Source organism: Verrucomicrobiia bacterium, assembly GCA_035577545.1.
GTDB lineage: Bacteria > Verrucomicrobiota > Verrucomicrobiia > Palsa-1439 > Palsa-1439 > Palsa-1439.
Genome location: DATLVI010000044.1, coordinates 115,936 through 130,455, shown reverse-complemented (window position 1 = coordinate 130,455; position 14,520 = coordinate 115,936). Strand labels below are relative to the sequence as shown.

Here is a 14,520-nt window from a genome sequence, read left to right as displayed (position 1 = left end):
ACTGCTCAGCCCCAATCTTCGAAAATGACGCGCTCCTTTGGCAGACCCATGTCGTAGAGCAACTTTGTTGTGCCGGCAATGAAATCGTGCGAGCCACAGGAATAGTAAACCGTCCGGTCGGCATCAGGAGAGAATTTCTGGATCATCTCCGGGTTCACGCGGCCGCGCAGCCCGGTCCACGATGTGTCCTCGGGTGGCACGCGTGTGCAAGTGACGAGGAATTGGAAATTCGGGTTGACGCGGCAAAGCGCTTCGAATTCATCCCTGAAAATGATGTCAGCGGGGATGCGTACGCTGTAGAGATTCATGACATGCGTTGGCAGTTTCCGCTGGATCAGGTAACGCATCATGCTCCGATAGGGTGTGACGCCGCTGCCGCCTGAAATCAGCATCGCCGGAATTTCCGGGTTTGCCGGCAGCACGAACTTTCCCCGCGGGGCGATCACTTGCAACACCGTGCCTTCCTTCGCCACCTCATAGACGTGCGCGCCGAAGCCGCCCATGTGTTTGATCGTGATCTCCAAAAATGGACCGTCGAGGGGGGAACTCGAGAGGGAATAAGCGCGCCGCGTTTTGGGATCATCCGGCAAATTGACGGTGATGAACTGGCCGGGTTTCCACTCGGGATCAAAACTCGGTGGAGGTTCCAGCCGGAAAGTCCGCGTGTCCGGTGTTTCCTGAACGACTTTTGTGACAGGCATGTCGATCAACTGGATCGCCATGGCCGTTACCGTACGACATTCTTCGGTGCTCCCGCAACAAACGCGGCAATGTTCTCGGCCGTCGTGTCGAGAATCCGCTCCAACGCTTCCTGGCTGTTGAACGCGTTGTGCGGCGTGAAAACCACATTTGGTTTTTTCAGGACCACATGGTTTTGGATCGCACTGCGCAACTTTTCGGGATTTACGGCGTCGCCCAGCAGTGCGCTCTCTTCATAGATCGACTCTTCGCCCTCCAGCACATCCAGGCCCGCGCCGGCGAGGATGCCTTCGTCGAGCGCCTGCAACAGCGCGTCTGTATTCACCAACCCGCCACGGGCCGTATTGATCAGGATGGCGCCCCGTTTGATCTGGTGGATGTTATCGCGGTTGATCAGATGGTGCGTGTGACGGTTGTATGGCGCGTGCAGGGTGATGATGTCGGAATGGGCCAGCACTTCGTTCAACTCGGCGTACTCAAACCCCAGTACTTCGGCCCAAAAACTGTCCCGCTTCACATCGAAGGCCAGTACTTTCATCCCAAACCCGCGCGCGATGCGAATCACATGCAACCCAATGCGTCCTGCGCCGACAACGCCGATGGTTTTTCCCTTGAGATCGAACCCGCGCAGTCCATCCAGTGAAAAGTTCCCCGCACGCACCCTGACAAAGGCCTCATGGACCTTCCTGGAAAGCGCCAGGATCAGGGCGAACGTGTGCTCGGCCACCGTGTTCTCGCCGTAAAACGGTACATTGCACAAGGTGATTCCGCGCTTGGCGCACTCCGCCACGTCGATATGATCGAATCCGGTGGATCGCGTGGCGACCATCTTCAACTTTGACAATTTCGCCAGGCGCTCCGCCGTCAGCTTCGAATAAATGAACGGCGAGATGATCTCCGCATCGGCGATAGACGCAAGCTGTTTATCCTCCAGCACCTCGCGGAACGCCACCAGGTCGTGCGCGTGATCCACGCGCTTGCGTAGATAGTTCTCTTCCCAATCATGAAGTTCGAGAAGCGCGATTTTCATTCTATCATCCGAGATCAAGCCCAGATCTCCGGCACCATTCGCGATATGCGAACGGGGAAATCTCGCTCGGTTTGATTTCGCTGCGGCCGCCCCAGAAGACATTGGTGTACGAGACCGGAATGCCCGCCTCCTTGAGGTGTTCGTCAATGGCGGTTTTGTGGGCGAGGAGCACTGTCTTGTCCGTGCCATGAGCGACGCCCATGACGTTGACGTGGTGAAACTCGGAGCCCCCTTCGCGCCAGTAGGCGTGGGTCATGATGTGGTGCCGGCCCACTTCACGGCCCGCCTCGATTTCACGACCGGGCGGCACGGCCCAGTGAAACAGGGCGTTGTATCGTGTCACCGCCTCGCCGTTTGCGATCGGCTTTACGTGTTCCAAAAATGTCGAGAAGCGACCGATGATCTTCCGTCGATTCAGGTTTTCCGCGACTTCCAAAAATGTGTCCAGTGGCACCGTTGCCTCCCTGGCTCGGGCCGCCCAGATGTCGGAGACCAGTTCTTCCGGCGTGAATTCACGTTTCAGCGCCATGAGGACCCGCCACTCTTGGTCGTCGAGCGTCGCGACCGACACGTCCGTGACCTCCGCGGGCACTTCGGCGCGGCTGCCGGGCTCAAGTCCACGACGCCGCACGTGACCGACGCCCAGCGCAAAGAGTTTTTTCGCTGGCAACAACAGAAACTTCTCGGCGCCCGTCTGTTGGCGCAAGAACTCGCAGTGTTTCGTCATCGAAAATCCTTGCGGCACCTTCACCGTGGTCCAAAGCCGGTATTTTGATCCGGCAGTGACCGTGTCAGTCGTGCGGATAACGACGTGCCCGCTGAACGGGTCGTGCTGGAACATGTACTCGAAGGCCGTCTCGAGTTTATCGACCGGCACTTGCCACGCCACGAGCGCACCTTGGGCAAGATTCGTCGCCAGCAAGGTTTGCCGCACCCGCCGAATCGTACCCGCGCGCAACATCGCTTGGACGCGCTCAATGACCACGGACAGTGTGACGCCGGATTGGCGGGCGATTTCGCCCAGCGGATCGCGCTGGAAGCCTTGCAGCCGATCCTCGGAAACTACGAGAATTTTGGCATTGATCGGATCGTTGGTGCTGACGGAAACGGAAGCTGCAACCATATGCTTCATTTTACTCTAACTGGTGAACCCTGCCAGCGCTTTCTCGACGAGCGCGCGCTGCCCGGTGTTCATCGGGAGGGTCAGCGCGATCTCACGTGCTTGCGGTGTCATTTTTCGCCACGTCTTTTGCAGGATGCCGACCATCTTCTCGTCACCAGTTTTGGCCGTGGTGTCGGCGAACTGCGTCTCCAAAAACACCAGGCACAATGCGTCTTCGAGCACCCGGCCTTCCGGGTCGCGCGGGAAGTTGCGTTTGCGAATCAGGTCCTGGACGCGCGCCACGGCCGCTTCCTCATAGCCGAGTTGACGCAGAATCTCACTGGCTTTTTTGGCGTGGAATTGTTTCAGATCCTCCCGCCACTTCAAGTACCCGATGCGCCCTGTCGGATACGATTCGCGCGGAGTCATCCAACGGCAGATATGTTGCGCGCGCGCTGCCAGGCGGAGTTCCTCGGAAGCGTTGGGCGCGAGGCGCTCGACCCAGGCGCTGAGGCGCTGGGCGTAGGGGAGTTCGATGCCGCGCGGATCCTGGGCGTTGGCGGCATCGATGCGGGTAATCGCGTCTTGAAAGCGACCCGGATTCATGCAACAAGAATAGAAGGTTCAGGAGGGGAAAACAAACAAATGAGTGATTTGATCAAAGTGGCCGAGGTCGGTGACCTGCAGCCGGGCGAATGCAAGACCGTGGCGGCGGGCGAGCGCGAACTGGCTCTTTACAATGTGGGCGGGAAATTCTGTGCGACCGACAACGTCTGTCCGCACCGCGGCGGACCCTTGGGCGAGGGGACGCTGGACGGTTCGGTCGTGACCTGTCCATGGCACGGGTGGCGGTTTGACGTGTGCACCGGGCAATCGCCGGTTATCCCAACAGCGAAGGTGGAAAAGTTTGACTGTGTGATCGAAGGTAACGATGTGAAGGTGAAGCTCGATGGCAATTAAATCGGCATACGAACTGGCGATGGAGCGGATGGGGGGGGCGCCCGGCAAGAAACTCACGCAGCAGCAGAAGGCCAAACTCGCGGAACTAGATCGGGTCTATTCCGCGAAGATCGCCGAGGAAGAGCTTTCGCTGAACCCGAAGATCGCTGCGGCGCGCGCGGCGGGCGACCTGGAAGGCGCGCAGAAACTCGAAGAAACCTTGCGCGCGCAAGTCCAGAAGTTGCGCCGCAAACTTGACGCCGAAAAGGAAGCGGCCCGGCAGGGGAAGTGAAACCGGCCGTCTGCGTCCTCGTCAGCGGTGGCCTCGACAGTTGTGTGATGCTCGCTGAGTTGTCGCAACGATACCGCAAAGTTTATCCCGTCTTCATTCGTTATGGACTCGTGTGGGAGACGGCGGAGTTGCAGCACCTGAGGAAGTTTCTTCGTAGCGCCAAAATCCCGCGCGTTCAATCCTTGACGGTTCTCGACTTGCCTGTCCGTGACCTCTACGGCGCGCACTGGAGCACAACCGGTCGCAGGGTGCCCAATGCCCGCACACCGGACGAGGCCGTGTATCTGCCCGGGCGCAACTTATTACTGCTGTCCAAAGCCGCTGTCTTCTGCGCACTCAACAAGATCGATTCGATTGCCGTCGGCTCCCTCGGCCACAACCCATTTCCGGATGCCACGCCAAGGTTTTTCCGTGAATTCGCAACTGTTGCCAGTAAGGCACTCAATTCTCGTGTCAAAATCATCGCCCCGTTTCGCGCGCTCCCCAAAGAACAGGTCGTCCGCCGTGGCAAATCGCTTCCACTCAACCTGAGTTTTTCCTGCATCGCCCCGCGTCGCGGAATGCACTGTGGTCGCTGCAACAAGTGCGCGGAGCGGCAACACGCATTTTGCAAAGCTGGCGTGGAGGATTTGACGCGGTATGCAACAGCTTATTGAAGGTGTGCAGAAGTTTCGACGGGAAGAGTTCGGACGGCACCACGAGCTCTGCGCAAGTAGCCGATCGTACGGAGTTCGTCTACTTAGTAGTGTTCAAGGGAGGTTCTCGGAGGATTTGCGAGTCGCCCCGACAGGGCCTGGCTATGACACCTGGGAGCGGACCCCGGTTGTATATCGTTAAACGATAATTTTACTGGACACGGTGCGGCGGAAAGGGTAGAAGTAAAAAAGATGAGGGATGAGGATAGAATTCGGAATCCAGAAGTCGGGAGCCAGAAGGGGCATGAGCCCATTTTGACGGACCTGACGTGGACGAGGGAAAGCACAAAAAACATGCAAATTACGAAACGAACCCCCCTGCTAACATGCGGCTTTACAAGGGGTTATCGCGGCGGGCATCAAAAACCGGCCGGGGTTGATACGGTGCCGGAGTTGATGATGACACATCCAACGAACGCGCGGCAGCGCGTCCCTACGGCGGGATCAGGATACGGCGCGTGATCGACGACATCCGATCCCGTGTGCGCCGACCTTCGGGTTGCGACCTAGGCACTACATGGTCGCGTCTCGTCGGACTCGGCTTCGAAACGACGGAGTTCGTTTGCCGATTTCAGGTTTCCGTTGTTTACGTACTCGTGCTATCAATCTAGGGCATGGCCTACGACTCTTTGCATGATTTCGTTCAGAAGTTGGCTGCGGCTGGGGAACTGAAGCGGCTTTCTGTCGAAGTCGATCCAGTGCTGGAAATCACCGAGATCGCCGACCGCGAGATGAAGTTGCCCCAGGGCGGGAAGGCGCTTCTTTTCGAGAAGTGTAAGGGCGCGCAGTTTCCGCTGTTGATCAATGCGTACGGTTCGACGAAACGTATGGCGCTAGCGCTGGGAGTCGAAAGGGTCGACGACATCGCGCAGGAACTGGGGGGATTGCTCAAGGCGAAGCCACCGACTTCATTCAAGGAGGCCATTGCGCTCCTCGGCACCGCTTTTGAGCTGCGTCATGCGAAACCGAAAAGCGTAAAGTCGGGGCCGTGTCAGGAAGTTGTCCAGTCAGAGCCTGACCTCGCTGCGTTGCCGATTCAGAAGTGTTGGCCACAGGATGCGGGGCGATTCATCTGTCTGCCGCTGGTCGTCACGCGCGATCCGGACACGGGGGCGCGCAATGTGGGTTGCTATCGGATGCAGGTGATTGATGGGCGCACGACCTTCATGCACTGGCAACTGCACAAGACCGGTGCGCGTCATTGGCGGCGCTACAAGGAATTGAAGAAACGCATGCGAGTGGCTGTGGCGCTCGGTGGCGATCCGGTATATGCCTTTGCGGCGACGGCGCCACTGCCGGATGGCATCGATGAGATGATGTTGGCGGGGTATCTGCGCAAAAAATCGGTGGAGATGGTCAAGTGCGGGACGAACGATCTGGAAGTGCCCGCGGACTGCGATGTTGTGCTGGAAGGATACGTGGATCCCGAAGAGAAACTAGATCTCGAAGGTCCGTTCGGTGATCACACGGGCTATTACACGCTGCCCGAGCCCTACCCAAAGTTTCACATCGAACGCATCACTCATCGGCGCGACGCGGTTTATCCGAGCACGATTGTCGGTGTGCCGCCAATGGAAGATTTCTACATGGGCACGGCGAGCGTCCGTATCTTCCTGCCGATATTCCAGATGACCTTTAACGAGATAGTGGACATGGCGCTACCCGCCGAAGGCGTGTTCCATAATCTCGTCGTGGTCTCGATCAAGAAGCAATTCCCATATCACGCCATGAAGGTGATGCACGGGCTGTGGGGCATGGGGCAAATGATGTTCACCAAGATGGTCGTGGTCGTGGACGAAGATGTGGACGTCCACAACACCAGTGAAGTGCTCTTCCGACTCACCGCCAACATTGATCCCGATCGCGACATCATCCTCACCAAAGGTCCGGCCGACGTGCTCGATCATGCCACGCCGATCATGGGATTCGGCAGCAAAATCGGCATTGATGCCACACACAAGATCAAAGGCGAGGCCAACACGCGTCCGTGGCCGCCCCTCATCAAAATGGATGAGGCGGTGAAGAAGCGCGTCGATGAGCTGCTGCGCCATGCCACGCGATGACTTCATCTGCCCGGTTTGCGGCGCCGACGTCCCTGGTAACGCTTTAGCTTGTCCCGAATGCGGGGCGGATGAGAAAACGGGCTGGTCCCATAATACGATCTATGATGGGACCGACATCGACGATCCGGACGAATTCGACTACGGCGATTGGAAGCGCCATGAGGTGGATGGGAGTGCGCCACGTCGGACGAAGAGGCCGTGGTTTTGGTGGGCAGTCGGGCTGCTGATTCTGGGAGCGTTACTATGGCTGTTTGTAGTGCGACGATGGTGTGCGGTCCCGTAGGCCCCATTGCACAGGGAGTTTCACCAAAATTTGAATATCGATGGTAAACGAGCTGGCGTCTTGCTGATCCTCGTGCTGGCAGCTGCGTTGGGGCTTCGCCTGTTTCATCTCGGGCAGCGCGTGGTGTGGTTCGATGAAGCCAACTCGCTGCTCGTCGCCCAGGCGGCGCCAGCGAAGATCATCGCTGCGGCGCGCGACGATGTGCATAGCGCACTGTATTATCTGACCCTGCACGTCTGGCAATTCGTCGTCACGGGTGAGACAGGAGCACGAATGTTGTCGGTGCTCGCAGCGGTGGCGACGGTGGCCGTGGTGTATTTCCTGGGTGGCTGGCTGGCGGGACGAGGCGCGGGGCTGCTGAGTGCCGGTCTTTTAGGTCTATCGCCGTTGCACGTCTGGTACTCACAGGAGATACGGATGTACAGTGTGCAAACCCTGTTGATCTGTCTTTCGTTTCTCTTCTTGCTCAAAGCGCTACGAGAGGGGCGTGGAATTTCATGGGTGGCATTTGTTCTCTGCACGGCACTGGCTCTCTACGTGCAATACACATCGATATTTGCAGTTTTAGCGCAGGGCGTGTTCGTCGCCGTCTATTATCGAAAGGACCGCAAAACGCTTTGGCGCTGGTTGCTGTCGCAATCTGGCGTGGTGCTGCTTTTCGCTCCTTGCCTGCCGCTGTTATTCTGGCAGACGACCAGGGTCACGGGACGTTCGTGGATTCAACCGTTGGAATTGCGCCAGGTTTTGGGCTTCATTTCACTTTTCAGCGGAGCATATTTGGGAGATGTACGGTCTCGTGCATTTTCTGTTCTTGTGACGATTGCGGTATTGGGCACGGTCGTCGTGATACTCTGCCGGCGGCGCGAAAATCGTGAAACAGGTTGTCTTCTGACACTGTGGTTCGCCCTGCCGATTATTTTGTTGCTGGGGTTGTCGCTGCGACAGAATCTCTTTCTGCCGCGAACATTGGTTTACACGACGCCCGCCCTGGCTTTGCTGGTAGGATGCTCCCTCGCACGTACCGGAAACAGAATCGAGCACCTGACAGGGGCGCTCGTAGCAGTGGCGCTGGTTTCAGCAAATCTTTTCGCGTTGAAGAACTACTATTTTTCGGATAATCCGTGGGTAAAATCCGATCTTCGCGAAGGCACGCATGAAATTGCAAGGAACTTGCGCGCTGGCGACGTCATCGTCCATTCCTCGCAATTCAGCTATCGGCCGTTCCAATATTACCTGGCCAATCAAACCATCCAAGGTGTGGTGAGACAGCCTGAAAAGCTGTCGCATCTATTTGCAGTGATTGGGGATGGACAATTGCCGCAAAACCGCCCGGATCTTCGACGAATCTGGCTCGTTCTTTACCCGGATTTCAAGAATCAGGGCTTCGACGAAAAAGTCCGCGATTGGATGGATGTCCACCACCATTTTGTGCAGGTGCTTCATAATTCACCGACCCTCTTCATTGGCCTATATGAACGACAAGGATCCGAACTGGCGCCTGTAATCGAATAAATGCGCTGCACCCGTCAGAAGTCTTGCTTGCGGTAGGCGACCTGCCTAGAGTGAGAGGAGTAGAGTCTGGGAGTTTTGATGAAGCACTCTGATTTTGTCCATCTTCACTTGCACACCGAGTACAGCCTGCTCGACGGAGCGTGCCGTATTTCCGACGTTGTCGACAAAGCGCACGAATACAAAATGCCAGCTGTGGCGATGACTGATCACGGCAACATGTATGGCGCTATCGAGTTCTACAAGACCGCGCAGGAGAAGGGGCTGAAGCCGATCATCGGGTGCGAGACATATATCGCCCCGGGCAGCCGCCGCGAAAAAAAATCCACGAACGCTCGCGATGCCGCGTATCATTTGGTTCTGCTGGCAAAGGACGAAGTTGGTTACAAGAACCTCGTCCAGCTTGTCTCCAAGGCCCACCTCGAAGGTTTCTACTACAAGCCGCGCATCGACAAGGAAATCCTCGCGCAACATTCGAAGGGACTGATTGGGCTCACCTCGTGCCTCAAGGGTGAAGTGCCGTTCCAAATCAAGGAAGGCCAACTCGACCAGGCCAAGGCCTCGCTGGACGACTATCGGCAGATCTTTGAGCCGGGCGATTTCTATGTGGAACTACAGAACCACGGCATCGAGGAGCAACGCACGGTCAATCGCACGCTTATTCCGTGGGCGAAGGAATTCAATCTCCCGCTGGTCGCGACCAACGACGTGCATTACGTCGAGCGCCAGCACTGGGAGGCGCATGATTGCCTGATCTGCTTGCAAACGCAATCGTTGCTCGCCGACGAGAAACGCATGCGCTATGTGTCCGAGCAGTTTTATCTGCGGACGCCCGAGGAGATGCATGAGTTGTTCGCCGAAGTTCCCGAGGCGCTGAAAAACACCGTGGCCGTCGCGGAGAAGTGCAATCTTTTGCTCGAATTTGGCAAGCTGCGATTTCCCGTTTATCAACCGCCCGACGGTTTTACGCGCGAGCATTATCTGCGGCATTTGTGTGTCCAGGGTCTGCACGACCGGTATGGCATTGAGTGGAAGAAACCGAAGGACGAACAGGAGAAGTCGATTGTCGAGCGCGTGGAGTTCGAACTGAAGATCATGGAGAAGACGGGATTCGTCAGTTACTTCCTGATTGTCTGGGACTTCGTGCACTTTGCGAGGACCAATGGGATACCCGTCGGTCCCGGCCGCGGCAGCGCGGCCGGCAGCGTGGTGGCGTATCTGCTGAAGATCACGGACATCGATCCACTTCGCTATAATTTGCTTTTCGAGCGTTTTCTGAATCCCGAGCGCATTTCGCCGCCCGATATCGACATGGATTTCTGCTACAACCGCCGCCCGGAAGTCATCGATTACGTGCGCAAAAAGTACGGTGACGATCGCGTCGCGCAAATCATTACGTTCGGCACGCTCGGCGCGAAAATGGTGGTGCGCGACGTGGGCCGCGTTATGGGCCTGAGCTACAGCGAGTGCGACCGCATTGCGAAGATGATCCCGCCTGACATTGGGATGACGCTGAAGAAGGCCATGGACATCAATCCCGAGTTGAAGACAGCCTACCAGAATGAGCCGAACGTTAAACGCGTGATCGATTACGGGTACACGCTTGAAGGGATTTCCCGTAACGCTTCGACGCACGCGGCCGGCGTGGTGATCGGCGCGGAGCCGCTCACGAATATCGTCCCGCTTACCACCGGCACAAACTCGAACGAAATCGTTACCCAGTACTCGATGAATCCGTTGGGCGACCTCGGTTTGTTGAAGATGGACTTTCTCGGGTTGAAGACGTTGACGGTTATCAAGGACGCGCTCGATATCATTGAGGAGACCACCGGACAGCGCCTCGACATCGACAAAATTCCGCTTGAGGACAAGAAGACATTCGAGCTGCTGGCGAAGGCCAATACCATCGGTGTGTTCCAGTTGGAATCGCAGGGGATGCGCGACTTGTGTCGCCGCATAGGTGTGGACTCCATCGACGTCATCATCGCGCTCATCGCGTTGTTCCGACCCGGGCCGATGAACATGCTCGACGACTACGTCAACCGCAAACATGGCAAGGTCAAGGTCGCCTATGACCACCCATTGCTCGATTCGATTCTCAAGGAAACGTTTGGCGTCTTTGTGTACCAGGAGCAGGTGATGCAGGCCGCGAACATGCTCGCGGGCTATTCGCTCGGCGGCGCCGACGTGCTGCGCCGCGCAATGGGCAAGAAGAAGCCTGAGGAAATGGAGAAGCAACGCGAGATCTTCATTAAGGGGTGCCACGATAAGAACAAGATTCCCCGTCCCAAAGCCAACCAGATTTTCGACACACTGGCGAAGTTTGCCGGGTACGGCTTCAACAAGTCCCACAGCGCAGCGTATGCCATCGTCGCGTACCAGACGGCCTGGCTGAAGGCCAACTACCCGGTCGAGTTCATGGCCGCGCTCCTGTCCAACGAACTGGCCAATACTGACAAGATCCAGCTTTTCATCAACGAGTGCAAACGTATGGGCATCGAGGTGCAGGCGCCCGACGTCAATGAGAGCGGCGTTCGGTTCACTGTGGGCGATGGCAAGATTCGGTTTGGCCTCGCGGCGATCAAGAACGTCGGTGAAGTCGCCGTGCAAAACGTCATCCAGGTGCGCAATGCGAGTGGACGATTCACGTCTTTTGAGGATTTCTGCACGCGTGTCGATCTCCGGATCGTCAACCGCAAGGTGCTGGAATGTCTCGCGAAGTGCGGCGCGTTTGATTCGTTGGACGAGCCGCGAGCGCAGGTTTTTGCGGCCGTCGAATACCAGATGAGCCGGGCGGCAACAGTACAACGCGATCGCGAGCGCGGTCAGGCGGCGCTGTTCGACGTGGAGCCGGTGAACGCGCGAAAAAAAGTTACCGGCCAACTGCCGTCGGTCGAGTGGACACAGGGCGAAATGCTGGCGTTCGAGAAAGAATTGCTGGGCTTCTACGTGACGGGCCACCCCTTGAGCGAGTATGCCGAAATCCTGAAGCGCTACGAAATGGCCTCTTCGGGAAAGCTCGGGCAACTTCAGGACGGGCAGGTGGCGCGCATCGGCGGGATCATCAGCAAACTGGTGCCCAAGACGACGAAGCAGGGGAAGCCGATGGCAATCATGACGCTCGAAGATCTCGATGGGGCGGTCGAGGTTCTGGTCTTTCCCGAGTCGTATGCCCGGTTCGCCTCCAACTTGAAAGCGGACGCCGCAATATTCCTGAGCGGGATGATCAACCTGCGCGAGGACAAGCCGAAGATCGTCGCTGACCAGATCATTCCTCTGGGCGATGTGCCCAAGAAATTCACGAAAGCCGCGCACATTCGCATCTCCGCGGGCACCACGGAGGATTCGACCCTTGCGCGCGTTCAGGAGGTTCTGCGAAAGCACAAAGGCGAGGTGCCGGTCATGTTTTGCTTTATGTACCCCGACGGTAAACTGGTCTTCCTCGAAGCGCATGAACATTTCTCGGTGGCTCCCACGCAGCAATTCGTGCGCGACGTGGAAGGAATCCTCGGTGAAGAAAGCGTCTGGCTCAAAGTCGACACCGAGAAGCTGGCCGCGACCAATGAAGTCCGCCGCAGTCGCCCGTGGGAACAGCGAGGCGTGCCGGCGGCGGCGGCTTCCTAGGCCAACCTCACCAGGAAACCCGGCCCCCCGAGATTTCCGGGACAAACTCCGGGTGAAGCTTTCATTTCGGAATAACAAGCTTCTGGCCGACTTTCAGGGAATCACTCGTCAGGTTATTGGCTTTTCTCAAATCAGCGATAGTGACCCCGCTGCTTTTCGCAATCGACGTCAACGTTTCGCCTGCGGCCACGATGTGCTCGTTGCCGGTCGTTGCCGGGGTGGTCGCCGCCTTGCTACCGTGCGACCCGCTCATCGCCGCCAGTTCCTTCGCGAGCTGATCGATGATGACCTTTTTATCCGTCTCGCGCGCGGCATCCAAAGCCTTTACGCGCGCCTCGAGCGCCGCCAGATCATTCGCCGAGGCGCCGGGACCCGTGCGACGGACCTCGTCCATTTGACCCTGGACCAGTTTGATGTCCTGCTGGATTTGCTGCTGGTTGAACTGCAGCGCATCGACATCCGCCCGCAGCTTGCTAAGGCGTTCATCGAGGATGGATAACTGCTGGGCGACGGTTTGTTCCTGGGCACGCGCTGGCAGGGCGGTTACCACGCAAGTGACCAAAATCATGGCAAATTTGAGAAGTTTCCTGTGTTTCATGGTCGCAGTCTAGAAACGGCATGGAATCGTTGCAAGTCCCGAATATATTGCCCCACAATAAGTTTCATTTTTCCAACCCAACAAGTAATGGCCTGAATCATGCTTTCCAGTCTCCCGAGCCAGAATTTATGGGCACAGTTGATGTTCAGCATACTGAGGAATTGACGGTCGGATTGGAGTCGGACGACGCGCTCGCACCCGCAACCCCTCCCGATTCCATCGCCCCGCTTTTCACCAATCCCGCCGACTGGTTTGTTCCCCCCTTTCCGGAAAAACTCGAGGACCTGGATGTCAATCCTGGCTTCCTCGCGGATCTGGCGTTGAAGACAGTCCCCCTCGACGTCGATTGCACCACGTTCAGCATCGCCACCCGCATGCGTCTGGGCATGATGATCACTGAGGCCCTCCTCCAGCGACTGTGCCAGGAGAAATTCATCGAGGCCAAAGGCGTTGTCGGCTTGCACAATCATCGCTATGCGATGCTCGACCACGGCTGGGAAGCGCTGCGCCGTCTCACCAATTTCTGCAGTTACGCCGGGCCCGCTCCCGTCTCGCTGAAAGCCTACACCGAGATGATCACCCAGCAGGTCCGCAACCGTCCGCCCTCCTCGCGCCAGTCGCTCGACCAGGCCATGTCCACTCTCATCCTCTCGGACTACGCCAAGGAGATCCTCGGATTGGTCATTGGCTCGGGCCGCAGCTTGTTTTTGACGGGGCCCTCGGGTAACGGCAAGACCGCCACTGCCCGCGCGCTTGTCGACGCGATTCCGGGTGAAGTGTGGATCCCTTACGCCATTGAAGTCGATGGACAGGTCATCCGCATTTTCGACACCCATAACCACGTGCCGGTCAAGCACCCCAATGACGGCTACGACCGACGCTGGATACGGATCAGTCCGCCCCTCGTGGTGGCCGGCGGCGAGCTGACGTTGCAAAGCCTTGATCTCTCCTTCACCGAAACGCAACGCTTTTACGAAGCGCCCCTGCACATCAAATCCAACGGTGGCGTGCTCGTGGTCGATGACCTCGGCCGTCAACGCTGTTCGGCGACCGAACTGCTGAATCGCTGGATTGTCCCGCTGGAATATCGCATCGATTATCTCACGCTCAGCACCGGCAAGAAAATCCAGGTGCCCTTCGAGCAGATTGTCGTCTTCGCCACCAACCTTACCGAATCCGACCTGGAAGATGAGGCGTTCATGCGCCGCATGGGCTACCGCCTCCACGCCGAGGCTCCCAGCCCCGAGACGTTCACGGAAATCTTCTTGCGCTACGCCCGCGCGCGCGGTCTGGCCCCGGATGTGAGCATGGTCGCGCACCTGCTCCAGAAGTATCAAGAGGAAGGCCGCATCGCGAAATCGTGCGACCCGCGCGACCTGATTGATCGTGTGATCGATCGCTGTCGTCTTCACAAGACGCCCCCCAAGTTGACCCTCGAAGGCCTCGATGTTGTTTGGAACGGGTACTTCGGCAAGCGCACCACCGACCCCAAACAGCCCACCAAAGCCCGGGCTTGACCTCCTCTTTGTAGGGCGGGTGCACCGCTTGCCTTCGCTCCCGGTCCGGATTCGCCCCACCCAATTCGTCGTTTTCACCGCCTTTTTCTTCGCCAAACAGCGGGGCAACCGCTCAAAACACCCCCGAAATTGGGTTCGTTTTCCAAAACGAACCCAATTGTCTTTTAGA

General features: G+C 57.6%; 13 protein-coding genes. 8 read left to right on the top strand and 5 right to left on the bottom strand.

Annotated elements, in window-relative coordinates:
* Nucleotides 1-5: 5 nt before the first annotated feature.
* Genes VNL17_16420 through VNL17_16405 form a run of 4 tightly spaced genes read right to left on the bottom strand, consistent with a single transcriptional unit; the run spans nucleotide 6 to nucleotide 3,437 of the window.
* Nucleotides 6-722, bottom strand: a complete 717-nt coding sequence (locus VNL17_16420; protein HXI85666.1) for an FAD-binding oxidoreductase — start codon at nucleotides 720-722, stop codon at nucleotides 6-8.
* Nucleotides 723-727: 5 nt separating this feature from the next.
* Complete coding sequence (locus VNL17_16415) at nucleotides 728-1,729, bottom strand: hydroxyacid dehydrogenase (protein HXI85665.1); 1,002 nt, start codon at nucleotides 1,727-1,729, stop codon at nucleotides 728-730.
* 4 nt (nucleotides 1,730-1,733) lie between these two features.
* A complete protein-coding gene (locus VNL17_16410) occupies nucleotides 1,734-2,852 on the bottom strand; it encodes an Lrp/AsnC family transcriptional regulator (protein HXI85664.1) in 1,119 nt (372 codons plus the stop codon).
* Between the two features lie 15 nt (nucleotides 2,853-2,867).
* The gene (locus VNL17_16405; GenBank protein HXI85663.1) at nucleotides 2,868-3,437 is read right to left on the bottom strand and encodes a DUF4202 domain-containing protein; all 570 of its coding nucleotides are present in this window, start codon (nucleotides 3,435-3,437) and stop codon (nucleotides 2,868-2,870) included.
* Between the two features lie 39 nt (nucleotides 3,438-3,476).
* On the opposite strand from VNL17_16405, the gene VNL17_16400 reads away from it, so the two are divergent.
* The 7 genes from VNL17_16400 (at nucleotide 3,477) to VNL17_16370 (ending at nucleotide 12,236) form a co-directional block, all read left to right on the top strand.
* On the top strand, nucleotides 3,477-3,791 hold the full coding sequence (locus VNL17_16400) for a Rieske 2Fe-2S domain-containing protein (protein HXI85662.1): 315 nt from the start codon (nucleotides 3,477-3,479) through the stop codon (nucleotides 3,789-3,791).
* Nucleotides 3,781-4,062: a hypothetical protein gene (locus VNL17_16395; protein HXI85661.1), complete on the top strand. Its 282-nt coding sequence runs from the start codon at nucleotides 3,781-3,783 to the stop codon at nucleotides 4,060-4,062. The genes VNL17_16400 and VNL17_16395 overlap by 11 nt, the downstream gene beginning before the upstream one ends.
* Nucleotides 4,059-4,718, top strand: a complete 660-nt coding sequence (locus VNL17_16390; protein HXI85660.1) for a 7-cyano-7-deazaguanine synthase — start codon at nucleotides 4,059-4,061, stop codon at nucleotides 4,716-4,718. Before VNL17_16395 ends, VNL17_16390 begins: the two co-directional genes overlap by 4 nt.
* A 653-nt stretch (nucleotides 4,719-5,371) precedes the next feature.
* Nucleotides 5,372-6,820, top strand: coding sequence for a menaquinone biosynthesis decarboxylase (locus VNL17_16385; GenBank protein HXI85659.1), 1,449 nt, complete (start codon nucleotides 5,372-5,374; stop codon nucleotides 6,818-6,820).
* The gene (locus VNL17_16380) at nucleotides 6,807-7,103 is read left to right on the top strand and encodes a zinc-ribbon domain-containing protein (protein HXI85658.1); all 297 of its coding nucleotides are present in this window, start codon (nucleotides 6,807-6,809) and stop codon (nucleotides 7,101-7,103) included. The genes VNL17_16385 and VNL17_16380 overlap by 14 nt, the downstream gene beginning before the upstream one ends.
* Nucleotides 7,104-7,133: 30 nt before the next feature.
* Nucleotides 7,134-8,615, top strand: a complete 1,482-nt coding sequence (locus VNL17_16375; GenBank protein ID HXI85657.1) for a glycosyltransferase family 39 protein — start codon at nucleotides 7,134-7,136, stop codon at nucleotides 8,613-8,615.
* A gap of 78 nt (nucleotides 8,616-8,693) precedes the next feature.
* The gene (locus VNL17_16370; protein ID HXI85656.1) at nucleotides 8,694-12,236 is read left to right on the top strand and encodes a DNA polymerase III subunit alpha; all 3,543 of its coding nucleotides are present in this window, start codon (nucleotides 8,694-8,696) and stop codon (nucleotides 12,234-12,236) included.
* A gap of 61 nt (nucleotides 12,237-12,297) precedes the next feature.
* On the opposite strand, the gene VNL17_16365 is transcribed toward VNL17_16370, so the two are convergent.
* Nucleotides 12,298-12,834, bottom strand: coding sequence for a LysM peptidoglycan-binding domain-containing protein (locus VNL17_16365; GenBank protein HXI85655.1), 537 nt, complete (start codon nucleotides 12,832-12,834; stop codon nucleotides 12,298-12,300).
* Between the two features lie 128 nt (nucleotides 12,835-12,962).
* Here VNL17_16365 and VNL17_16360 point away from each other — a divergent pair, with 128 nt between their 5' ends.
* The gene (locus VNL17_16360; GenBank protein HXI85654.1) at nucleotides 12,963-14,351 is read left to right on the top strand and encodes an ATP-binding protein; all 1,389 of its coding nucleotides are present in this window, start codon (nucleotides 12,963-12,965) and stop codon (nucleotides 14,349-14,351) included.
* Nucleotides 14,352-14,520 lie beyond the last annotated feature (169 nt).